The following is a 21307-nucleotide window of genomic DNA, read 5'->3' on the forward strand; positions in this document are numbered from 1 at the left end:
CCGCTTGCTAATCCGCTAATCTGCTATGCGCCGGTTTTTTCGGCGAGCCGGCCGATGTACCAGGCCGAGAATTTTTCGACGAGACCTTCCGTGTACGGCGAATACGGGCCCGGCTCGTACGCGCTGCTGGTCGCGCCGCGCTGCGAGAATTCGACGAGCGCGCGATCCTGGTCGTTGGTCGCGTTCCACACGGCCGTGAGGTTCTTCACGTCGTAGTCGATGCCTTCCTTCGCATCCTTGTGCACGAGCCACTTCGTGCGCACGAGCGTCTTGCCGGCCGACAGCGGGATCACCGAGAACGTCACGATGTGATCGCTCATGAAGTGGTGCCACGAGTTCGGCTGCGTCCAGAACGACAGCCCGCCGAGGTCGGCCTTGTCGAATCCGCCGAGCAACTTCTTCGACGCGACCTTCGCATCGAGCGTCTGCGATTCGCCATGGCGGTCCAGCGGCAGCCGCTGCGTGCGGAAGCCCGTCACGTCGAGCAGCTTTTCGATCTCGGCGGACGGCAGGCCCATCTCGGCCCACTCCTTGCCGCGCCGGATACACGTCTCCGCGAACGCGTCCATGCCTTCGGCATTCGCATCGGAGCGCTGGTAACCGAAGCCGTATTCGTACAGCGAGATCGTCAGCTCCGGATGGTTCGCGACGCAGTGATAGCACTCGCGGTTGTTCTCCATCGTGAGCTTCCAGTTGCCTTCCTCGATGATGTCGATCTGCGCGGCGATCTTCGTGTTCGGCAGATCATGCGGCAGCAGGTACGGCTCCATCTCGGCGCGCATCTTCGCGAAGTCGACCGGCGGCTCGTCGGCAAGGCAGATGAAGATCAGGCCCGCGAGGTTCTCGACGTGCACCGATTTCAGGCTGTGCTTGCAACGGTCGAACTTCTCGCCCATGTGCTCGGCGAACATCAGCTGGCCCGTCAGGTTGTACGTCCAGCTGTGGTACGGGCACACGATGTTGCCGACCGAGCCTTTGTCTTCGTTGCACAGGCGCGCGCCGCGGTGCCGACACACGTTGTGGAACGCGCGGATCGCCATGTCGTCGTCACGCACGATCAGGATCGAATCGCTCCCCAGTTCCACGGTCACGTAATCGCCCGGCTCGGGAATATCCGGCTCGATCGCCACCTGGATCCAGTGCTGGCGGAAAATCGCCTCCATGTCGAGCGCGAAAATGTCCTCGCTCGTGTAGAACGGCGCATCGAGGCTGTGCCCTTCCTTGCGCCGCTCGATCAATGCACGAATGTCTGCCGATACTTTCATCGTTTGCTCCGGATTCCTTGCATCCCTGGGTTCTTGCCGACAGGCATCAAAATCAGTAGTCGATGAGCTGATGCTCGCGCAAATACGCGAGGATCACTTGTGCTTTTTCGACCGAACTCCCTTCATTTACGACGTTGCCGCCACGGCTTTCGGTCGTCGTCGCGGACAGCATCCGGGCATGCCCGGAGCGCTTCTCGGCGGCGACCAGTTTTACGGGTTTACGCTCGATCGGACCGACCTTCCACGCGGCCGCATCGGCGTCCGCGCCGGCCGCGGCGAGCGCCGGCCGGATCGCGCCGGCGCGCAACCGCGCATACGCGTAGCGCGGCTCGGCATTGGCGAGCGGATGAACGGCGACGACCGCCGGCAATGCCGCGTCGACGCGCCGCCGCAAACCTTTCGGCAAGAATTGCCGGACCGCCGCGCGGCCGCCTTCGATCGTCACGTCGACGGCCGAGCCGACGAGCGGATAGCCGAGCGCCGCCGCGACGCGATACGGCAGCATCCCGGTGTCGTACGCGCCCTCGGCGCGCGTGCCGGTCAGCACGAGGTCGTATCCGTCGACGCGCGCGGCGAGCGCGCGCACGGCGTCATCGCCGTCGCGGCAGGCCAGCACCTCGACCTCCCGCGCGCCGAGCGCGAGATATTCGGCAAGCGCCGCATTCGCGGGATCGCCTGCATGGATCACGTCGAGCTGCGCGCGATGCCGTTCCGCGAGCTGGCGGCCGGTTTCGAGCGCGGCCGCGTCGTTGCGGCTGTAGCGCGCGACGCCGCTGACCGGGTGCCGGCCGACGGACACGAGCACCGCGATGCGTTGCAACTGGCGGGGGGCGTTCATGCTGCGACTCCTTCCGGTTCACGGGCGCCGACCGCGGCCGGCGATTGTCCGCGCGCGGCACGCGCGGCCTGCACCTGTTCGATCAGCGCGGCGATCGTCGCCTGCGCGTCGCCCACCACCGTCAGGTTCGCGCGCTTCGCGATCGGCGCGCTGCCGTCGAGGTTCACCGCGATCACGTGACGGCAGTCCTTGATCCCCTGCAAGTGCTGCACCGCGCCGGAGATGCCGAACGCGATGTACACGCTCGCCTCCACCGTCTTGCCGGTCGCGCCGACCTGCTTGTCGCGCGTGAAGTGGCCGTTGTCGACCGCGACGCGGCTCGCGCCGATCGCCGCGCCGAAGGCGCCGGCCAGACGCTCGAACGCGCCGATGTCGGACACGCCGTTGCCGGCCGACACGATGAAATCGGCTTCCTCGAGCGCGACCTGCGCCGCGTCGATTTCCTCGAGACCGAGGTCGCGATACGGTTGCGCGGCGTCGCCTGCCGGGCGGATGAAGTCGGCCGCCAGGCGCTCGCCCGCGCCGACGAACGGCAGCTTCGCGTCGACCGCGTTCTGCGCGAGCAGGATCACGTCGGGCAGCCCGCGCGTCGCGAACGCCCGGCCGGCCTGCGCATATGCGCCGACATGCTTCGCGTCGATCTCGACGACGTTCGTCGCGACGCTCGCGCCGGCGGCTGCCGCGTAACGCCGGCCGAGATCGCCGTCGCCCGTCGCGTTGTCGGGCACGAACACGTGTTTCGGCGCGAGTGCCGCGACACATGCCTGCAAGGCTTGCAACTCGCTTTCGGGATCGAACGCGCGGCGGTCGAAACCGGCCAGTTCAACCAGCTTGTCGACGCCCAGTTCCGCCACGTCGTCCTTCAGTTCGCCGAAGGCGAGCAACGCGACTTCGGTATGGGAATCGGCAAGCAAGGCGGCGGCGGCGATCGCCTGCCGCGCATGATCGTCGAGCGCGCCGCGTTCGCTGTGCGCGACCACCAGCATCACGTGCTTCGGGTCCTGCACCGCGCGCGGCAGCTTCGCAGCGGCCGCGTGGCCATGCGCGGACCAGTGCGCGGCGCTCGCGTCGGCGCTGCCTTCCTCGCCGAGCGTGATGCGCTTCAGCCCGGCGGCCGTGATGATGAACGGCCGGCGCGGATCGATTCGTTTGATCGTGTTCATCGATTCACTCCAGCGAGGCGGCAACGAGTTCGGCCACGTCGAGCACATCGGGGCGCGGGCCCACGACGCCTTCGAGCATCGCCGTGCAGTTCGGGCAGGCAACCGCGACCACGTCCGCGCCGATCGTGCGCGCGTCGGCGATGCGGATGTCGGGAATGCGCTGCTTGCCCGGGATGTCGGTCAGCGGCGCACCGCCGCCCCCGCCGCAGCAGCGGCCGCGCATCCCGTTGCGTTCCATCTCGACCACCTGGATGCCGATCGTCTTCAGCAGCTTGCGCGGCGCTTCCGTCTCGCCGTTGTAGCGGCCGAGGTAGCACGGGTCGTGATACGTGGTGCGCTTTTCGCGCAGCGCATCGACGGCCTTCGGCGCGATCTTGCCGCTCTCGGCCAGTTCCGCGAGATAGGTCGTGTGATGCTTGACCGTCACGCGCAGCCCGAGCGCACGGTATTCGTTGCGCAGGCTGTGCATCACGTGCGGGTCGGCCGTCACGATCTGCTTGTACGACAGCTCGCCGAGCGTGCCGATCAGGCGCTTCGCCATCTGCTGGAACGTCGCTTCGTCGCCGAGCCGACGAGCGACGTCGCCCGTGTCGGTCTCGGTCGAGCCGAGCACCGCGTAGTCGACACCGGCCTTGTTCAGCACCTTGACGAACGCGCGCAGCGTGCGCTGGTAACGCATGTCAAACGCGCCTTCGCCCGCAACGAACAGCACGTCCACCGGCTTGCCGGGTTGCGCGACGGGCGCGCTCAGGTCGACCGACCAGTCGTAGCGCGCAGCCGTGTCGTAGCCGCCCATCGTGCCCGTCTCGCGCAGGTTCGCGAGCACTTCCTGGCCCTTGCCCGGCACCGTGCCGTGCACGAGCGTGCGGTTGCGGCGCATGTCGACGATCGCGTCGACGTGCTCGATCAGCATCGGGCATTCCTGCACGCATGCGCGGCAGGTCGTGCACGACCACAGCGTCTGTTCCTCGATGAGGCCCGACACGATCGGCCCGTTCGGCTCGCCGCGATGCTGGCCGACCGCGAGGCCCGGCGACGGGCTGCCCGCATAGGCCGCATCGGTGCCGCCCGCCATCCCGACGACGAGATCCTGGATCAGCTTCTTCGGGTTCAGCGGCTGACCCGACGCGAACGCGGGGCACGCGGCTTCGCACTTGCCGCACTGCACGCATGCGTCGAAGCTCAGCAGCTGGTTCCAGCGGAATTCGACCGGCTTCGCGACGCCGTACTCCTGGTGCTCGATGTCCGGCAATTTGAGCGCGGTCGGCGGCGTGGCCATGCCGTTGCCCGTGAACGATTCGCGTGTGGCTGCGAAGCGCTCCTGACGCGGGTGGAACGCGAGGTGCAGCAGGCCCGCGATCGCATGCTTCATCGGGCCGCCCTTCGCCGCGCCGACCGTCATCGCGAATGCGCCGACGCCGATCAGCAGCGCGCAGAGCACCGCGAATGCGCCCGACATCGCGCCGGCCGGCACCAGCATGAACAGCACGAGGCCGAGCGCGAACGAACCGAGCAGCCAAGGCAGCGTATTCCACGGGCCGCGCGACAGGCGTGCGGGCACATCCTTCGCCGCGCGACGGCGCCACACGAACACCGCGCCGACCAGCATCGCGAGCGCCGCGAGAAAGATCAGCTTGTCGAGCCACGGCGAGTAGATCGCGAGGCCGTAGTTGATGAACACCAGCGCAAGCGCGCCGATCGCGCCGCCGGCCGTCGCCACGTGGGTCTTCGCGATGTACGGATCGCGGGCGACCACGTGGTGCAGGTCGACGAAATAACGCTTCGGGATCGCGAACAGGTTCGCGACGCCGAACGAGCCGGGCGCCGTGGCGCGGCCGAGCCGCCAGTAGGACGAGCGCTTCGCGACCGCGAACGCGAGCCCCGCCACCGACAGCCACAACAGGGCGGTAATGAGGAAGGACGGGTTCATCTTTTAGAAATCCTTCACGAGACGCAGCGAGTCGTAGATCGCACCGTGGACGTTGTGCATCGAGATGCAATCGCCGACACGGAACAGCAGGAAGCGGCCGTTGCCGAGTTCTTCCGACAGGCACGGCTGCGGCTCGGCCGCGAACAGCGTGTGCGGATCGATCTGGCCGCGGTTCAGCGATTCCGGCTTGAGCTTCCAGTACAGCTCGTCGTTCGGCGACGAACCGTTCTCGATCACCACCTGGTCGACGGCGCGCTCTTCCAGTTCTTCCGTGTACTCGTTGCGCAGCACGGCGATCTTCTTGCCGTCTTCTTCATAAACGCGATCGAGCATCGTGTTCGGCGTCGGGATCACGCCGAACGCGTACAGACGTCGATAGAAGATCGGGAAAGTCGTGCCGCCGCAATCGTCGGCCACCTTCACGTCGGGCGTGACGACCTCGACCTTCGAGCCGCGGCTCGCCATGAAGTCGGCCACGCCTGCGCCCGCATGAGTGCTCACGCCGTCAAACAGCAGCACGTTCTGCTTCGGCTCGACCTTGCCGGTCAGGATGTCCCACGAGCTGACGGCCAGCCCTTCGGCCACGCCCCAGCCCGGCACCTGCCACGTGAAGCTGGAGCCGCCCGTCGCGAGCACGACGATGTCCGGCTTCTCGGCCATGATCATCTTCTCGTCGGCGGCGACGCCCAGGCGGCGATCGACGCCCAGGCGCTTGGTTTCCATGTCGAACCAGCGGATGATCCCCGACATCTGTTCGCGCTGCGGCGCCTTCGCGGCGATCATCACCTGCCCGCCCACTTCCGCGTTCTTCTCGAACAGCACCACGTCGTGGCCGCGCAGCTTCGCGACGCGCGCCGCTTCGAGGCCTGCGGGCCCCGCGCCGACCACCACCACCTTGCGCTTCGGGCCGCGCGATTTCTCGATCACGTGCGGCATCGTCGATTCGCGCGACGTCGCGGCGTTCTGGATGCAGAGCACGTCGAGGCCGTTGTACTGGCGGTCGATGCAGTAGTTCGCGCCGACGCACTGCTTGATTTCGTCTTCGCGGCCGTCGCGGATCTTGATCACCATGTGCGGATCGGCGATCTGCGCGCGCGTCATGCCGACCAGGTCGATCATGCCGGTGGCGAGCAGGCGCTCGGCCTGGCCCGCATCGCGAATGCTCTGCGCGTGCATCACCGGAATCTTCACGACCGACTTGATGCCGGCCGCGAGGTGCACGAACGGCTCCGGCGGCAGCGCCATCGGCGGCATGCAGTTCGCGATCGTGTTGTGCGTGTCGCCGCCGGACCCGACCACGCTCAGGTAGTCGATCAGGCCCGTCTCCGACATCGCTTGTGCGATTTCCTTCAGTGCTTCGTGGTCGAGGCCGTCCTCGTGGAATTCGTCGCCGCACATGCGCAGGCCGACGCAGAAATCCTTGCCGACCGCCTCGCGCACCGCCGTCAGCACTTCGATGCCGAAGCGCAGGCGATTCTCGAGGCTGCCGCCCCACTCGTCGGTGCGATGGTTCGAGCGCTTGCTCCAGAACTGGTCGATCAGGTGCTGGTGGGCGGCCGAGATTTCGATGCCGTCCATGCCGGCGGCCTTCACGCGCTTCGCAGCCGCCGCGAAATCGCCGATGATGCGGCGGATTTCCTCGATCTCGATGATCTTCGCGTTGCCGCGGTGCACGGGTTCGCGCACGCCCGACGGCGACATCAGGTGCGGCCAGTGCTCGCCGTGGAACGACGAGCGGCGGCCCATGTGCGTCGCCTGGATCATGATCTTCGCGCCGTGCTTGTGCATCGTGTCGGCGAGACGCGTGAGCGGATCGATGATCTTGTCGGTCGACAGGTTCACCGATTTCCACCAGCCCTGCGGGCTGTCGATCGACACGGGGCTCGAGCCGCCGCAGATCGCCAGGCCGACGCCACCCTTCGCCTTTTCTTCGTAGTAGCGGATATAGCGGTCGCCCGGCAGGCCGCCCGGCTCGGCATACACCTCCGCGTGCGCGGTGCTGACGATCCGGTTGCGCAGCGTCAGCTGGTTCAGCTGCATGGGTTTGAACAGGTGGGGATAACGCATCGCTGGCGACCTCTGGCGTTCGAATGTCTCGTGTTGCGGGTGTTGTTTTGTATCGGTGAGTCAGTGCGTCAGTGCGCGATCGGCGACACTTCGAAGACGCAGTGGTCGTGATGCTCGGCCGCGCACTGCACTTCCTTCGAATGCGCACGCGGCGCACCGTTGCCTTCCGGCGTCGTGTCGTTGACCCAGTCCATCGCACCGGCGAACCAGCCGGCGAACATGTAGCAAAGCTTGCCTTCCTTGCCCGGCTGCTGGAGCACGAACGACGAGTGGCGCAGCTCGATCTTCGCGCGCGCGCTGGCCGGGTCGGCCTCGATGATCGAGAACAGGCCCCAGCCGCGTTGCGAAAGACGCTTCAGGTAATGCTCGAACACCGCCATGCCGGTCAGGCCGTGCAGCTTCGCTTCCTTGTCGCACCAGTGGTAGGCGGACTTGTAGCCGGCCTTGTAGAGGATCTCGGCATAGGCTTCGACGCCGAGCGCTTCCTCGACGGCGACGTGGTTGTTCGTGAAGAAGTGACGCGGCACGTACAGCATCGGCAGCGCATCGGTAGTCCAGACGCCGGTATCGGGATCGACGTTGATCGGCAGTTGCGGTTGCATCGTGGTGACTCCGTGAGGAAAAGTGGCCGCGCAGCTCGGGCGCAGGCACGACATCGTCCGCGCGCCCGCGCAGCTTGCGTGGGCACGTCCCGATTTTTTAATGTTTGAATCGCTGGAAGCGGTCCGGCTCGACGAAGCGCTTACGCGCCCCACACGTCCTTGAACACGCGCACCCAGTTCTCGCCCATGATCTTGCGGATGCGCGACTCCTTCCAGCCGGCGCGTTCCATCGCCGCGGTCAGGTTCGGGAATTCGCCGATCGTGCGGATGCCGTCCGGGTTGATCACCTTGCCGAAGTTCGTCAGCTGGCGATAACGACCCTTGTCATGCGTCAGCATGTCGAAGAATTCCTTCGCGAAATCCTGCGTGAAATCCGTGCCGATGCCGACCGCGTCTTCGCCGATCAGGTTCACGACGTAATCGATCGCTTCGATGTAGTCGTCGATCGTCGCTTCGATCCCGCGCTTCAGGAACGGCGCGAACATCGTCACGCCGACGAAGCCGCCTGCGTCGGCGATCTCCTTCAGCTGCGCGTCGCTCTTGTTGCGCGGATGCTCCTTCAGGCCCGACGGCAGGCAGTGCGAGTAGCACACCGGCTTCTTCGAGAACGTGATCGCTTCCGACGACGTATTGCCGCCCACGTGCGACAGGTCGACCATGATGCCGACGCGGTTCATCTCGGTGATCACTTCGCGGCCGAAATCCGACAGGCCGCCGTCGCGCTCGTAGCAGCCCGTGCCGACCAGGTTCTGCGTGTTGTAGCAAAGCTGCACGACGCGCACGCCCATGTCGTGGAACGCCTCGATGTAGCCGAGGTTGTCCTCGAACGCATGCGCGTTCTGGAAGCCCAGGATGATCCCGGTCTTGCCTTCCTTCTTCGCGCGGAAGATGTCGTCCGTCGTGCGCACCAGCGTCAGCAGCTCGCCGTTGTCGCGGATCTTCTTCTTCATCACGCCGATGTTGTCGACGGTCTTGGCGAAGTTCTCCCACACCGACACCGTGCAGTTCGCGGCCGTGATGCCGCCTTTGCGCATGTCTTCGAACACCGGCTTCTCGAACTTCGAGATGTTCAATCCGTCGATGATGATGCTGTCCTGATGCAGCGTACTCATATCTGCCTCTCGCTCCAGTCTCTGCTCTTGTGTGGGGGTCGATCAGTAAATCGGGAAGCGCTCGCAAAGCGCGAAGATCTCGCGGCGCACGCGCTGTTCGGTCGCGTGGTCGCCTTCCGGGTTCGCGCGCAGCGCGTCGAACACTTCGAGAATCAGGCGGCCCACTTCGCGGAACTCCGCGACGCCGAAGCCGCGCGTCGTGCCGGCCGGCGTGCCGAGGCGGATGCCCGACGTGACGGTCGGCTTCTCGGTGTCGAACGGAATGCCGTTCTTGTTGCAGGTGATGCCCGCACGCTCCAGCGCCTGTTCGACCGGTGCGCCCTTCAGGCCCTTCGGACGCAGGTCGACCAGCAGCAGGTGGTTGTCGGTGCCGCCCGTGACGAGATCGACGCCGCCTGCCTTCAGCACTTCGCCGAGCGCCTGCGCGTTCGCGAGCACGTTGTCGATGTAGGTCTTGAAGTCCGCATGCAGCACTTCGCCGAACGCAACGGCCTTGCCGGCGATCACGTGCATCAGCGGGCCGCCCTGCAGGCCGGGGAACACGGCCGAGTTGATCTTCTTCGCGATATCCTCGTCGTTGGTCAGCACGAAGCCGCCGCGCGGGCCGCGCAGTGTCTTGTGCGTGGTCGACGTGACGACGTGCGCATGCTCGACCGGGTTCGCGTGGCGGCCCGCGGCGATCACGCCCGCGATGTGCGCCATGTCGACCATCAGCTTCGCGCCGACGCTGTCGGCGATCGCGCGGAAGCGCGCGAAGTCGAGCGCGCGCGGGTACGCCGAGAAGCCGGCGATGATCAGGTTGGGCTTGTGTTCCTGCGCGAGCGCCTCGACCTGGTCGTAATCGATCAGCATCGTGTCGCGGTTCACGCCGTACTGGACCGCGTTGAACCACTTGCCCGACAGCGCCGGCTTCGCACCGTGCGTCAGGTGGCCGCCCGCGTCGAGCGACATGCCGAGCACGGTGTCGCCCGGCTTCGCCAGCGCGAGCATCACCGAACCGTTCGCCTGCGCGCCCGAGTGCGGCTGCACGTTCGCATAACCGGCGTTGAAGATCTGCTTCACGCGCTCGATCGCCAGTGCCTCGACTTCGTCCGCGAATTCGCAGCCGCCGTAGTAGCGCTTGCCGGGATAGCCTTCCGCATACTTGTTGGTCAGCACCGAGCCCTGTGCTTCGAGCACGGCGCGCGACACGATGTTTTCCGACGCGATCAGCTCGACCTGCGACTGCTGACGCTCGAGTTCCTTCAGGATGGCGCTGCGCACCGGCGCGTCGCGCTCGGCAAGGGGCTGCGAGAAGAAAGGCTGGGTATTCGACATAGTGCGTCCGTGACGAAGAATAAAGGGCTGCAACCGAAGCTCAAGGCCCGCCCTGCCTGGGTTTCCTGCTTGCCCGATGCAAGGCTGCCGACGGCTCTATTCTTGTCGTTCGGATTTTCGGCGGATTGATGAATTTAGACGCGTTCTTTGCCTTTTCCGCCATGCGCGTCCGTTTTATACAAGTGACCGGTCGTGCTTTTTCGGATGACCGACAAAACCGGCCCCTGCTGTTCACCTATGGACACGCACTCCGGCAGTGCCTTCGCCGCCCGGTGGAAGTGCAGCGCGTCCCGGATACGGTGCAGTGCAGCATCGGCCTGACGCCCATACAACGTATGGAGCTAGGGTTTAGCCGTATGGCACGCTTGTTGCGCTCGCTCCCACAATACCGCAGCCCGACCCGTGCCCCCGGGCGAAAAGCTATTAGAGATTCAAGGAACGCTCCCCATGTCGCCCGACCGCACAGCGTCGCTGTCCCACTTCGCGTTCATGCCGTTACCGAACTTCACGATGATCGCGTTCACCAATGCGATCGAGGTGCTTCGGATGGCGAACTACCTGAGCGGTCAGCCGCTCTACCGCTGGTCGGTGATCAGCCCGGACGGCGGACCGGTCACGGCGAGCAACGGCCTGACGGTCGACACGGGCCCGGCCGAATGCGTCGGGCAACCCGACATCGTGTTCGTGTGCGGCGGCGTCGACGTGCAGCGCGCGACCACGCCCGCCCATCTTTCGACGCTGCGCCGCTTCGCGCGTGCGGGCATCCCGCTCGGCAGCCTGTGCACGGGCACCTACGCGCTCGCGAAATCGGGGTTGCTCGCGGGCTACGCCTGCGCGATCCACTGGGAGAACATGTCGGCGCTGAAGGAGGAGTTTCCGGATACGCGCTTCCTGAAGGAGCTGTTCGTGATCGACCGCGACCGCATCACGTGCACGGGCGGCGTCGCACCGCTCGACATGATGCTGAACCTGATCGCCGCGCGCGTGGGCACCGCGCGCGTCACGCAGATCGCCGAACAGTTCATCGTCGAACACGTGCGCGACACGAGCGCGCAGCAACGCATGCCGCTCGTCGCGCGCCTCGGCTCGGCGAACAAGTCGCTGTTCGAAGTGATCGCGCTGATGGAGAACAACATCGAGGAGCCGCTGTCGCGCGAGGAGCTTGCGCGGCTCGCGAACATGTCGCAACGTCAGCTGCAGCGCCTGTTCCGCGAACACCTCGGGATGACGCCCACGCATTACTACCTGACGCTGCGGCTGCGCCGCGCGCGCGAGCTGCTTCTGCAGACCGACATGTCGATCATGCACATCACGATGGCGTGTGGCTTCCAGTCGGCGTGCCATTTCAGCAAGAGCTATCGCGACGCATTCGGCGTCGCGCCGACGCGCGAACGACGCAAGCAGGTTGCGCCGCTCGCACCGGGTGCGGCGAGCGCTGCGCCGGCGTTTCCGGCGCATGTGCTGCATGCGTGAAGCGCGCGTTGCGCGGTAACACATCATGCGGTCGTGAAGACTGATGCCGAGAGGTTGTAGAAGCACGATCGCAAACGCTACGCAGAGGTGACAACTTTCAGCGCGATGCGTCTGAGTCACCTCACCTGACCGCATTACTGCAGCAGTACGACTCTCCGCCTTCCCGGTTCGCTCCAGTCACGGGGCGTTCGCCGGGGATCGGGGCGGCGTCACGCTGAACCGCACTGCCCGTTCGAGCCTGGAATTTCCCCCGAGTAGAAACTCCGCGTCCATCACGCGATCTCGTCCGCTGTCACCCAGCGCGACGATAAGCGCAATCACGTCTGCCATGCGTTCGCAGTTTCCTTGGAATCACTGCGTTTCCGCCGCCGAGTGCAGTTCGAGCCGCGATTGAAGGAACAGGTTCACGACGCCATCACCACCGCGTTGCACACGCCGTTGGCCGCGAATGATTCATCAATTCGGCGAGCGAGCCCATTCCTTGCCCGTCTCAATCACCGTCGCCCCATTCCGCCGCACACGCTGAATGTCGAATCCCCAATGCGTTTCATCGGTGATCCATGAATCAACTTTCATCTTCTTGTGGACGATGAGCGTCGACAGCAAACGATCAGGTCCGGGATTGCGGCGCACGTCTCCACGTACGTAGCGGAATTCAGCGCTCGATTGAGCACTCATCCTCGTTCTCCGCCTTACTGGTCGTCAATGAGTTCAATCTTCAGTTGGATTCCTAATAACAATCATACACGTCCCATATACAAACCAATCATCACCGGCGACCCTCCATAGCTCGTCCATACATGAGATGTCCGGGCCTATGACAAAAAAACACGCCACATTCCCATATTTTCTTCACTTATCGATGCCGCGTTACGCGACGGTGCAGCAGCGACACACCTCGCAGATCTTCTCGCCCGATGCAATCGATCAATACGCGATCCAAGCTCCCAATTCAGCCGATTGGGTCTTTACCAATTTCGATTGAGGAAAAGGCCATGAGCAAACGAGCAGTCAGAAATGGAGACCCGACGACGACAGGCGGCGTCGTCATTGCCGTTACGTCCACGATGGTCAATCACGGCAAACAGGTCGCCCTGGATGGCGACAAGGCGACATGCGGAAATTGCGAGGGGAAATTCCTGATATTGGGCAGTGCACATCGCATGATTCACCACGGGCGATGTGTTGCTCTCGATGGTGACGTCGTACTCTGCCCATGCGGGCAAAACCGGCTAATCGCGGGTAGCGACAGCACAATTTTCTACGGGGGCGACGGCGGCCGCAATGCCATAAATCCGTTTGCTGCGCGCTCGGCATACGCTCCCACGAGACCCGCATCCGGGTCGGGTATCAATGACGATCAGTTCGTGATCCGCGACGCGCGGACAAAGCAACTGTTAAGCAACGTGCGCTATTGGATCAAGGATCGATCCGGAGCAGTGCTTGCGTCCGGTGTGAGCGATCGGCACGGTCGTACTGCGCGTGTGCGGACCGAAGGTGCGCAGACTTTGAAGCTTGTAATCGAGGATTGAGAAGATGGGGAATCAAACTACCGTTGCCGAGACAACGACAAACACCATCGAAGGATCGCTGCATTTTGCAGACGTTGACTTGCGGCCGATCTGCGAAAACATGACCAACTCGGAGTTCCGCAAGATGTTTTCTGTGGCCCAGGGGCGTGCAGTCGATCGATTGACGATCCGCATCGCGGATCTGAAAAAGTGGTCACAGAACGACAAGGATCGAGTGTTCAAGTGGTTCGGTCGAGACGATGAGAGAACGCGAATGCACTTGCTCACCGGCTTAACTAAGGTACTTGGCGTAGTTCGAGCATTCAACGAAAACAACGTCGTTCGCAGCGGCAGTGATGGCGATCTGGCGACGGGATGCACGCCGCATCCACGCGGGACGTCCAATGAAGCTGCTCATGTATGTGCGCCGGACACCACGACACATACGATCGCGATCAGCGCACGATTCTGCACGATGCGCCCGTGGACTGCTAATGCTGATTCTCACGTATCAACTATCATTCACGAAGCAACCCATTTCCGCGACACTATGTCGTCAACCGATGACCAATACACGATTACCCCGTTGCTCCCCGGTTGGGGGCGATCAAATCCAGACTTGGCAATCAACAACGCCGACAGCATCGCGGGGTACGTCGTTGACATTGACTAAATTGCTAACTGCCGTCGCGCTCGCGTTGAGCTGCACACACACGGCATTCGCGTGCGATGGTCCGTCGAACTTGCCCGGTTGGGATTTTGATGTTCGATTCGACAGCGATTCGAGCGACCTATCTATCGCCGAATTGGCGAAGCTGTCAGTATGGTCAGCCGATATGCGCCAACGCTTTTCCATTGTCGATGCGGTTTCGGTTGTCGGTTTGGCGGAACCGACGGAGAGAGACCCGAAAGCCCTTGCTCAACGGCGTGCGGCGAATGTCAAAACCGCATTGGATCAATTTTCGGTTCGAGGCGAACGAAATTCCGTCATTGCGAGAATCTACAAATTGCCGTTTCCCGCCAGCGAGTTTGACGATACCGGGCGGCGCGTCGAGATCACGTTCGGCCCCGGGTGTCCCAATCACTGTTGCCCGAACCTAAACCCGATACCCAAGACGCACTGACGTTACACAAAGCAGACCGGCCCGCGCAAGGCGGGCCGTCTTCTTCCTGCCGTTCCAGCGCCTTCTCACACGTCTTTCCTCGCCCCGTCAGCGTGGCTCCCAGGATCGACGGAATGCGCGCCCGTCGGTTTCGCGAACTATCGCGATACCGGAATCTGCGACGTATCAGTGATCGCAGCAACAATAGGGCCGACACTATGCCAAGGCACTGACGGCCGCTTCCAGTTCTCGCTTACGATCCCCACACCTGCATTTCATAGAGCGAGTAGCCCCACTGCGTCGCGCGCTTCGTGCCGAGCATCCGCACGTAACGGCCGCTTCCGTTGAGATTCGGCAGCGTGACGTGGCTATAGGAACCGCCGTTGCTCGTCGCGTAGATCGTCGTCCAGTTCACGTTGTCGTTCGACGTCTGGATCTGGTAGACGAGCGCGCCCGCATCCCAGTACAGATCGACGTGATCGATGTGCTTCGTCGCGCCGAGATCCACCGAGATCCATTGCGGATCGACACCCGCGCCTTCCGGCGAATCCCAGCGCGTACCCGTGGTGTTGCCGTCGAACGCCTTGTCGGGCGTCATCGACGCGTTGTAGCTCGCCGACGCGGCGGCCGGACGCCCCTGCGACAGCAGCGTCGGCTGCGCGGCAGCCGGGCCGCCGTAGTAGCTCGAGCCGAGCTTGGCCTTCGTCGTATCGGCATTCACGCCGAACTGCGACAGGCTCCAGCGCTGGCCGGTCGTCACGTCGCCGACGTAGAGCTGATAGCCGCCCGCCGTCGTCGACGAGAAGAACACGTAGTTCGTGCCGTTCACCGGCGCCGGGTCCGAGTTGTTGCTCACGCAGTCGTTGATCGCCAGCTGGTTCGGCGTCGAAGCCGGGTCCGCGGTCTTCGTATAGATCTGGTCGGCCTGGCCCGCATCCTTCCAGCGCGCATAGAACACCGTGCCGTCCGCGCGCACGATCGGGTAGTACGTCTGCAGCCCGGCGGGATGATCGAACACGGCGGTCGCGCCGGTCGCGATCGTGCGCTTCATCAGCCCCATGTTCGCGCCGGTGCCGGTCGCGTAGTACACGGCGCTCGCGTCCGGCGCGAGAAACGGCATCGAGTATTCGGCGCCGGCCGGCGCGTTCGTCAGGCTCACGACCGACGTGAACACCGGGCCCGCACTCGTGTACGACAGCGTCGCCTGCTTGACGTCGCCGTTCTGCTTGAACACGAGCGTCTTGCCGTCCGCGCTGAATTTCGGGTCCTCGTTGCGCGTGGCGCCCGTGCTGTTCGTCATGTTGACGGGCGGCGTGCCGGCGCCGAGCTGGAGCATGAACACGTTCCATGCGCCGTTGCTGATGCCCATGAACGCGAGCCACTTGCCGTCGGGGCTGAACACGCCGTTCATCGGATCGGTGATGCCCCACGCGCTCTTGCTCAGTTGCGTGAGCGTATGCGCCGCAAAGTCGTAAAGGAACAACTGGCTCGTGCCGTCGCCGTATTTGACGTAGCTGTGATAGACGAGCTTGCCGGTCAACGCAGCGGGAAACGATGCGTTCGGCTGGGCTGCGGGATTGTTGATGCACGCGGCTTGCACGTTGCCGCCGGACAGGCTGACGGCGATGCCAGCCACCAGGCCGGCGACGAGGGTCTTCGATTTCACGCTGAATGATTCCGGGTAGGGTCAGGACGCCTCGGACAAGATCCCGCGCAGGACGCACGGGCGCTGCGGATCCGCTGTCGGGCAGCGCGAACTCCGCATGAGTCGGACATCGGGAACAAGATTTGCGATGTGAGAGGATGCCCGCTCGTCAGACGAAAGAAAAGGATCACAGCGCGTCAAAAACATGCGGATCAGCGCTTGGGGCGCGATTGCGCACGACGGGTGCCGTGCTACTCTTTTTTCAGCAACGCCCGAGTGGCCGGAGGGCTGGCATGAAGCGATATGCGGCGCTGGCACAGACGATCGCCGATGCGATCCGGCGCGGCGACCTGGCGGCCGGCACGCGCATCCCTACCGTGCGCGCGGCCTGCCGCGCGTATGGCGTGAGCCCGTCCACCGTATTTCGTGCGTACTACGCGCTCGAAAGCGAGGGTCTGATCGTCGCACGTGCACGGTCCGGTTATTTCGTTGCGAACCTCGAAGACAAACACGTCAGGTTCGGCCACGAGCCGCCGCGCAAATCGGCCGCCGCACCAACCGGCAACGGCGATCCGCTGTTCCGCCTGCTCGATTCCCTGAAATGCGAGGACATCGTCCCGCTCGGCTCGGCATTCGCCAGCTATTCGCTGTTTCCGATGAGCAGCCTGTGGCGCTATGTGGCGTCGGCGGCTCGCACCATGGACCGCACGAAACTGCTGTCCGGATTGCCGCCCGGCCACGACGCGCTGCGCCGCGAAATCGCGTTGCGCTACCTGAACGCGGGCACGGCCTTGCCGATGGACGAGATCGTGATCACGACCGGCGCGCTCGAAGCGCTGACGCTCAGCCTGCAGGCGCTGACGCGGCCGGGCGACATCGTCGCGATCGAGCGGCCGGCCTTCCACGCGGTGCTGCAGGCCGTACAGCGCCTGCATCTGAAGGCCGTCGAATCCCGGTCGACCCGCGCACGGGCCTCGACCTCGACGCGCTCGCCGAGGCGCTCGACACGCACCCGGTGCGCGCCTGCTGGTTCATGACGTCGTTCCACAATCCGACCGGCGCGACGTTGTCCGACGAACGCAAGCGCGCGCTGATCGACCTGCTCGCGTCGCGCGGCGTGCCGTTGATCGAGGACGACGTGTATGGAGAATTGCACTTCGGCACGGTCCCCACGCGTCCCGCGAAACTGTATGACGACAGCGGGCTCGTCCTGCATTGCGGTTCGTTCTCGAAGTGTCTCGCACCCGGGTTCCGGATCGGCTGGGTCGCGGCCGGGCGCTACGTGCGGCAGATCCGGCAAGCGAAAGGCGCGAGCGCGCCGTCGGCCGACGTGCCTGCGCAGATGGCGATCTCGAGCTACCTGCGCGACGGCGCATACGACCGCTTCCTGCGCAAGTTGCGGCGCAACCTCGCCGCGCACCAGGCGCAGATGCTCGCCGCCGTTCGCGCCTATTTTCCGGCCGGAACCGAAGTGTTCACGCCGCACGGCGGATATTTCCTGTGGATCGAACTGCCGCCACGCGTGGATGCGATGCACCTGTTCGGCGATGCAATGGAAAGCGGCGTCAGCATCGCGCCCGGCCCGATCTTTTCAGCCACCGGCGGATTCCGCCGTTATCTGCGGCTCAACTACGGCCGGCCGTGGACGCCGGCAGTCGAGCGCGCGATGCAGACCATCGGGACGCTCGCCACCCGGCAGCGGCAGAACGATTAGCACGGAACTTGCGATCGGCCTGCGCGGATCGCGATGACGGACGTGCGCCTTGCGTTTCGCGCGCGAGCGACAAAGAATGAAGCGGAAGACAACCCCGGACGAACGCGTTCCGCGTGTCCGACGCTATGGAGAATCACTTGAGCACCGAATGCGAACGAGCGTCGTATGCAGCCCGCGCGCGCGGACCGGAAGTCTCGGCGGCCGGCGATCGTTCGCACCGCTGACAACACCTGCCCGCTTCCGACGATGCGCGTCCTGCCCAACCGGAATGCCCACACGCGCGATGTCTGGCGCGCCGTGCTGATTGCGCGTGTCGAATCGCGACGCGCCGCGTGCTGCCGCTGCCGGGAATGCGGCTTCGTGGCGTTCCGCGCATTCGAGCACTGCCCGGTCTGCAAACAATGGAACGGGCCATTCGATCCGGTTCGCAACACGTCGGCCCCCAAACACGCGACGCATGCGCTGCCGCCCTTCCAGAGGTGGTCGTCGCGCATCGCGCGGACACTTCGCAACGCGGCCTTCCGGCGCCCTCGCGCATCGAGCGCGCCGCTCCTGAGTATCGTGACGCTTGTGCTGCTGGTCGGCGGCTACGTGACGGTCGACCGGACGTGCAAGGCCGATCCCGTTTGTCGCGGCGCAGGTACGCCGGCGGCAGTGATCGGCAGTGGCCTCCTTGCCTCGAACGATCCGGCGCTGCCGGTCCTGCCCGCGCCTGTCTATCCGTTTCATTCGACTGACGGAACGCAGGCAGCGGCCGCTCGGCGCGACATCGCGAATGCCGGCGAACACGCCGGCCGGATTGCGGTCGCGCAGGCCGCGCCGCCGATGCGCGAACCTGACCGGAAGCACGCCGGCGCGGTGCGCGTGGCGGACTGGCGAGGCAATCACGATCCCGCGCATCGCACGCATGCGATCCGCCGTGTGAGCGTGCACGCGAGCCATGCACGGCACACCGTGCCCAGCAACGCGGACATCGCGAAGCTCTATCGCGGTCACTGAGCACAGGCCCGGCTGATCGCGCTGTGCGTCACGATCGCGGCCGTGCTGCGCAGCGCCGATGCGGCGACGCGAATTCCGCTCGCTTGTCGTGCCGCCGTTCGCCGTCGGCATCACCCACTCGGCGCTGCCGTTCTGCCTGCTGACCTACGCAGCGTTGTTCGCGGCGGCCGGCGCCGATTCGATCCTGAATGCGGCGACGCCGTCGTAGACCACGATCGTCGCGAGCCCGCGTGGCCGCCTCGCCGCCGCTGGAACGAAAACGGGCGGCCCGTTTCCGGAGCCGCCCGTTTGGCGTTCAGCGTGACGAACGTCAGCGCATCAGGCCGCCAGCAACCCGTGCGGGTCGATGACGAATTTGCGCGGCGCGCCACCGTCGAACTTCTTGTAGCCTTCCGGCGCCTGGTCGAGCGAGATCACCTCGACGTTGACGATCTTCGCGATCGGCAGACGGTCGAACAGGATCGCCTGCATCAGGTTGCGGTTGTACTTCAGCACCGGCGTCTGGCCCGTGAAGAACGAGTGCGACTTCGCCCAGCCGAGGCCGAAGCGGATGCTCAGGCTGCCGTGCTGCGCGGCCTTGTCCTTCGCGCCCGGATCGTCGGTCACGTACAGGCCCGGGATGCCGATCGCGCCGGCCGGCCGCGTGATTTCCATCAGCGAGTTCAGCACCGTCGCAGGCGCCTCTTCCGAGTGGCCCGACGAACCGTGGCCGTGCGCCTCGAAGCCGACGCAGTCGACCGCGCAGTCGATCTCGGGCACGCCGAGAATCTGCTCGATCTGTTCGCCGAGCGATGCGTCCTTCGACAGGTCGACCGTCTCGAAGCCCATCGCCTTCGCATGCGCGAGACGCTCGGCGTTCATGTCGCCGACGATCGTCACGGCCGCGCCGAGCAGGCGCGCCGAGGCGGCCGCCGCCATCCCGACCGGGCCCGCGCCCGCGATATACACCGTCGAGCCCGGCTTCACGCCCGCGCTCACCGCGCCGTGATAACCGGTCGGAAGAATGTCGGACAGGCAGGTCAGATCGCGGATCTTCGCCATCGCCTGATCGCGGTCCGGGAATTTCAGCAGGTTGAAATCGGCATACGGCACGAGCACGTATTCGGCCTGGCCGCCGATCCAGCCGCCCATGTCGACGTAACCGTACGCGCCGCCGGCACGAGACGGGTTCACGTTCAGGCACACGCCCGTATGCGTGTCCTTGCACATCGCGCAGCGGCCGCATGCGACGTTGAACGGCACCGACACGAGATCGCCGATCTTCAGCGTCTCGACGTCGCGGCCCACTTCGACCACTTCGCCCGTGATCTCGTGACCGAGCACGAGGCCGACCGGCGCGGTCGTGCGGCCGCGCACCATGTGCTGGTCGGAGCCGCAGATGTTCGTGCTGACCACTTTCAGGATCACGCCGTGGCCGATCGCGCGGCCGGTCGGATCGACCATCTTCGGATAATCGATCTTCTGCACTTCGACCTGGCCCGGCCCAAGATAGACGACACCTCGATTGCTGCTCATCGTATTGTCTCCATGTCTCGTTGGATGGCGCCGCGGCGCGCCGGCCCATGCGGCGCACGCGCAACGTGCTGTTCGAGAGTAGTCCCGGAGGCAGGGGCGCCGATGTCTCAAACGCGACATGCGTTTGAACGGCGCCGACATCGATGGCGGAAATACGAAAGTCGGGCGGGAAACGACGGGACGGCTTCAGGCAGCCGTCATCCCTGCACCGAATAGCCGCCGTCCACGGGAATCACGGCGCCCGTCACGAAATCGCACTCGACGGCACACAGCGCGACGGCGATGCCGGCCAGGTCCTGCGGCTTGCCCCAGCGCCGCAACGGCGTGCGCGCGAGGACGCTGCGTTCGAGATCCGGAAACAGCCGCGTGGCCTCGGCAATCAGCTCGGTTTCGATCCAGCCGGGCAGCAGCGTATTGACCTGGATGTTGTCCGGCGCCCATTCGACGGCCCACGCCCTGCCGAGCTGAACGATCCCGCCCTTGCTGGCGGCGTAGGCCGCGCCGTGAGTCGTGCCGAACAGCGACAGCATCGAGCCGATATTGACGATCTTTCCGCCGCCTGCGCGCCGGAATGCGGGATGAATGGCCTGCGCGCAGAAATGGGCGCCGCTCAGATTCGTATCGATGACGCGATACCACTCGTCGGCCGTCAGTTCATGCCCTTGCTTGCGGATATTCATCCCGGCGTTGTTCACGAGGATGTCCAGCCGGCCGAAATGCTGCTCCGCCTGCTCGACGGCCTGCGCACACTCGTCGCGTCGCGTGATGTCCGCCTGGATGAACACGCCGTGGTCGCTGCCGCCCGGCAGCGACGCCAGCGCCGCGTCGCCCTTGCCGGGATCGCGGCCGACGAGCACCACGCGCGCACCCGCCTCGGCCATGCCGCGCGCGATGCCAAGCCCGATCCCGCTCGCTCCGCCGGTGATGACCGCCACCTTGCCTGAAAGATCGAACACACGTGCCTCCGATTCGCATTGCTGTCCAGATTGCGCGACAGCATAGCCCGGCGCACCGCGACGTTGCGCCGGTATCAGGCACGATATTTTCGAGCGC

At 65.0% G+C, this 21307-nt stretch carries 18 protein-coding genes and 1 pseudogene; 7 read left to right on the plus strand and 12 right to left on the minus strand.

Translation table 11 applies throughout. From position 1 onward, the window contains the following. Positions 1–23: 23 nt before the first annotated feature. The 8 genes from BBJ41_RS25475 to BBJ41_RS25510 form a co-directional block, all read right to left on the minus strand. Positions 24–1265, minus strand: a complete 1242-nt coding sequence (locus tag BBJ41_RS25475) for an aromatic ring-hydroxylating oxygenase subunit alpha (protein ID WP_069749014.1) — start codon at positions 1263–1265, stop codon at positions 24–26. 52 nt (positions 1266–1317) lie between these two features. Then, positions 1318–2103 (minus strand): electron transfer flavoprotein subunit beta/FixA family protein, encoded by a 786-nt coding sequence (locus tag BBJ41_RS25480; protein WP_069749015.1) that lies wholly within the window; start codon positions 2101–2103, stop codon positions 1318–1320. After that, on the minus strand, positions 2100–3266 hold the full coding sequence (locus BBJ41_RS25485) for an electron transfer flavoprotein subunit alpha/FixB family protein (protein ID WP_069749016.1): 1167 nt from the start codon (positions 3264–3266) through the stop codon (positions 2100–2102). Before BBJ41_RS25485 ends, BBJ41_RS25480 begins: the two co-directional genes overlap by 4 nt. Before the next feature lie 4 nt (positions 3267–3270). Further along, complete coding sequence (locus BBJ41_RS25490; RefSeq protein ID WP_069749017.1) at positions 3271–5196, minus strand: (Fe-S)-binding protein; 1926 nt, start codon at positions 5194–5196, stop codon at positions 3271–3273. 3 nt (positions 5197–5199) lie between these two features. After that, positions 5200–7263 (minus strand): NADH:flavin oxidoreductase, encoded by a 2064-nt coding sequence (locus BBJ41_RS25495; protein WP_069749018.1) that lies wholly within the window; start codon positions 7261–7263, stop codon positions 5200–5202. A gap of 68 nt (positions 7264–7331) precedes the next feature. After that, a complete protein-coding gene (locus tag BBJ41_RS25500) occupies positions 7332–7865 on the minus strand; it encodes a DUF5943 domain-containing protein (protein WP_069749019.1) in 534 nt (177 codons plus the stop codon). Between the two features lie 140 nt (positions 7866–8005). Beyond that, positions 8006–8977: a dipeptidase gene (locus tag BBJ41_RS25505; RefSeq protein ID WP_069749020.1), complete on the minus strand. Its 972-nt coding sequence runs from the start codon at positions 8975–8977 to the stop codon at positions 8006–8008. A gap of 42 nt (positions 8978–9019) precedes the next feature. Continuing rightward, positions 9020–10294, minus strand: coding sequence for a serine hydroxymethyltransferase (locus BBJ41_RS25510; protein WP_069749021.1), 1275 nt, complete (start codon positions 10292–10294; stop codon positions 9020–9022). A 447-nt stretch (positions 10295–10741) separates the two neighbouring features. Between BBJ41_RS25510 and BBJ41_RS25515 the strand changes: the two genes are divergently transcribed. Continuing rightward, the gene (locus tag BBJ41_RS25515) at positions 10742–11767 is read left to right on the plus strand and encodes a GlxA family transcriptional regulator (protein WP_069749022.1); all 1026 of its coding nucleotides are present in this window, start codon (positions 10742–10744) and stop codon (positions 11765–11767) included. Positions 11768–12223: 456 nt separating this feature from the next. Here BBJ41_RS25515 and BBJ41_RS40645 read toward each other — a convergent pair whose 3' ends face one another. Then, positions 12224–12445, minus strand: coding sequence for a hypothetical protein (locus BBJ41_RS40645; RefSeq protein WP_156814869.1), 222 nt, complete (start codon positions 12443–12445; stop codon positions 12224–12226). A 317-nt stretch (positions 12446–12762) separates the two neighbouring features. On the opposite strand from BBJ41_RS40645, the gene BBJ41_RS39585 reads away from it, so the two are divergent. Genes BBJ41_RS39585 through BBJ41_RS39595 form a run of 3 tightly spaced genes read left to right on the plus strand, consistent with a single transcriptional unit; the run spans position 12763 to position 14402 of the window. Next, positions 12763–13299, plus strand: a complete 537-nt coding sequence (locus BBJ41_RS39585; RefSeq protein WP_083281974.1) for a PAAR domain-containing protein — start codon at positions 12763–12765, stop codon at positions 13297–13299. A 4-nt stretch (positions 13300–13303) separates the two neighbouring features. Continuing rightward, the gene (locus BBJ41_RS39590; RefSeq protein ID WP_083281975.1) at positions 13304–13951 is read left to right on the plus strand and encodes a M35 family metalloendopeptidase; all 648 of its coding nucleotides are present in this window, start codon (positions 13304–13306) and stop codon (positions 13949–13951) included. Then, complete coding sequence (locus tag BBJ41_RS39595; protein WP_236872070.1) at positions 13938–14402, plus strand: OmpA family protein; 465 nt, start codon at positions 13938–13940, stop codon at positions 14400–14402. Before BBJ41_RS39590 ends, BBJ41_RS39595 begins: the two co-directional genes overlap by 14 nt. 232 nt (positions 14403–14634) lie before the next feature. Here the strand turns inward: BBJ41_RS39595 and BBJ41_RS25520 are convergent, their stop codons facing one another. Continuing rightward, complete coding sequence (locus BBJ41_RS25520; protein ID WP_069749023.1) at positions 14635–16047, minus strand: discoidin domain-containing protein; 1413 nt, start codon at positions 16045–16047, stop codon at positions 14635–14637. A 272-nt stretch (positions 16048–16319) separates the two neighbouring features. On the opposite strand from BBJ41_RS25520, the pseudogene BBJ41_RS25525 reads away from it, so the two are divergent. The 3 genes and pseudogenes from BBJ41_RS25525 (at position 16320) to BBJ41_RS39600 (ending at position 18947) form a co-directional block, all read left to right on the plus strand. Continuing rightward, positions 16320–17740 (plus strand): annotated as a pseudogene (locus tag BBJ41_RS25525) (aminotransferase-like domain-containing protein). 246 nt (positions 17741–17986) lie between these two features. Further along, complete coding sequence (locus BBJ41_RS25530) at positions 17987–18739, plus strand: tetratricopeptide repeat protein (protein WP_069750372.1); 753 nt, start codon at positions 17987–17989, stop codon at positions 18737–18739. 58 nt (positions 18740–18797) lie between these two features. After that, a complete protein-coding gene (locus BBJ41_RS39600) occupies positions 18798–18947 on the plus strand; it encodes a hypothetical protein (protein WP_418222305.1) in 150 nt (49 codons plus the stop codon). Positions 18948–19057: 110 nt separating this feature from the next. On the opposite strand, the gene fdhA is transcribed toward BBJ41_RS39600, so the two are convergent. Together fdhA and BBJ41_RS25540 are read right to left on the minus strand one after the other, a co-directional pair. Beyond that, on the minus strand, positions 19058–20254 hold the full coding sequence (gene fdhA, locus BBJ41_RS25535) for a formaldehyde dehydrogenase, glutathione-independent (protein ID WP_069749024.1): 1197 nt from the start codon (positions 20252–20254) through the stop codon (positions 19058–19060). A gap of 197 nt (positions 20255–20451) precedes the next feature. After that, a complete protein-coding gene (locus tag BBJ41_RS25540; protein ID WP_069749025.1) occupies positions 20452–21210 on the minus strand; it encodes an SDR family NAD(P)-dependent oxidoreductase in 759 nt (252 codons plus the stop codon). Positions 21211–21307 lie beyond the last annotated feature (97 nt).

Origin of the sequence: Burkholderia stabilis (genome assembly GCF_001742165.1) — a bacterium.
Classification (GTDB): domain Bacteria; phylum Pseudomonadota; class Gammaproteobacteria; order Burkholderiales; family Burkholderiaceae; genus Burkholderia; species Burkholderia stabilis.

What these genes read in the sequence shown, in the direction of transcription:
- BBJ41_RS25515 (WP_069749022.1), top strand. Translation starts at nt 10,742, where the DNA reads ATGTCGCCCGACCGCACAGCGTCGCTGTCCCACTTCGCGTTCATGCCG.
- fdhA (WP_069749024.1), bottom strand. Translation starts at nt 20,254, where the DNA reads ATGAGCAGCAATCGAGGTGTCGTCTATCTTGGGCCGGGCCAGGTCGAA.
- BBJ41_RS25530 (WP_069750372.1), top strand. Translation starts at nt 17,987, where the DNA reads ATGCGCGTCCTGCCCAACCGGAATGCCCACACGCGCGATGTCTGGCGC.
- BBJ41_RS25480 (WP_069749015.1), bottom strand. Translation starts at nt 2,103, where the DNA reads ATGAACGCCCCCCGCCAGTTGCAACGCATCGCGGTGCTCGTGTCCGTC.
- BBJ41_RS25475 (WP_069749014.1), bottom strand. Translation starts at nt 1,265, where the DNA reads ATGAAAGTATCGGCAGACATTCGTGCATTGATCGAGCGGCGCAAGGAA.
- BBJ41_RS25495 (WP_069749018.1), bottom strand. Translation starts at nt 7,263, where the DNA reads ATGCGTTATCCCCACCTGTTCAAACCCATGCAGCTGAACCAGCTGACG.
- BBJ41_RS25510 (WP_069749021.1), bottom strand. Translation starts at nt 10,294, where the DNA reads ATGTCGAATACCCAGCCTTTCTTCTCGCAGCCCCTTGCCGAGCGCGAC.
- BBJ41_RS39590 (WP_083281975.1), top strand. Translation starts at nt 13,304, where the DNA reads ATGGGGAATCAAACTACCGTTGCCGAGACAACGACAAACACCATCGAA.
- BBJ41_RS39585 (WP_083281974.1), top strand. Translation starts at nt 12,763, where the DNA reads ATGAGCAAACGAGCAGTCAGAAATGGAGACCCGACGACGACAGGCGGC.
- BBJ41_RS40645 (WP_156814869.1), bottom strand. Translation starts at nt 12,445, where the DNA reads ATGAGTGCTCAATCGAGCGCTGAATTCCGCTACGTACGTGGAGACGTG.
- BBJ41_RS39600 (WP_418222305.1), top strand. Translation starts at nt 18,798, where the DNA reads ATGCGGCGACGCGAATTCCGCTCGCTTGTCGTGCCGCCGTTCGCCGTC.
- BBJ41_RS25505 (WP_069749020.1), bottom strand. Translation starts at nt 8,977, where the DNA reads ATGAGTACGCTGCATCAGGACAGCATCATCATCGACGGATTGAACATC.
- BBJ41_RS25500 (WP_069749019.1), bottom strand. Translation starts at nt 7,865, where the DNA reads ATGCAACCGCAACTGCCGATCAACGTCGATCCCGATACCGGCGTCTGG.
- BBJ41_RS25485 (WP_069749016.1), bottom strand. Translation starts at nt 3,266, where the DNA reads ATGAACACGATCAAACGAATCGATCCGCGCCGGCCGTTCATCATCACG.
- BBJ41_RS25490 (WP_069749017.1), bottom strand. Translation starts at nt 5,196, where the DNA reads ATGAACCCGTCCTTCCTCATTACCGCCCTGTTGTGGCTGTCGGTGGCG.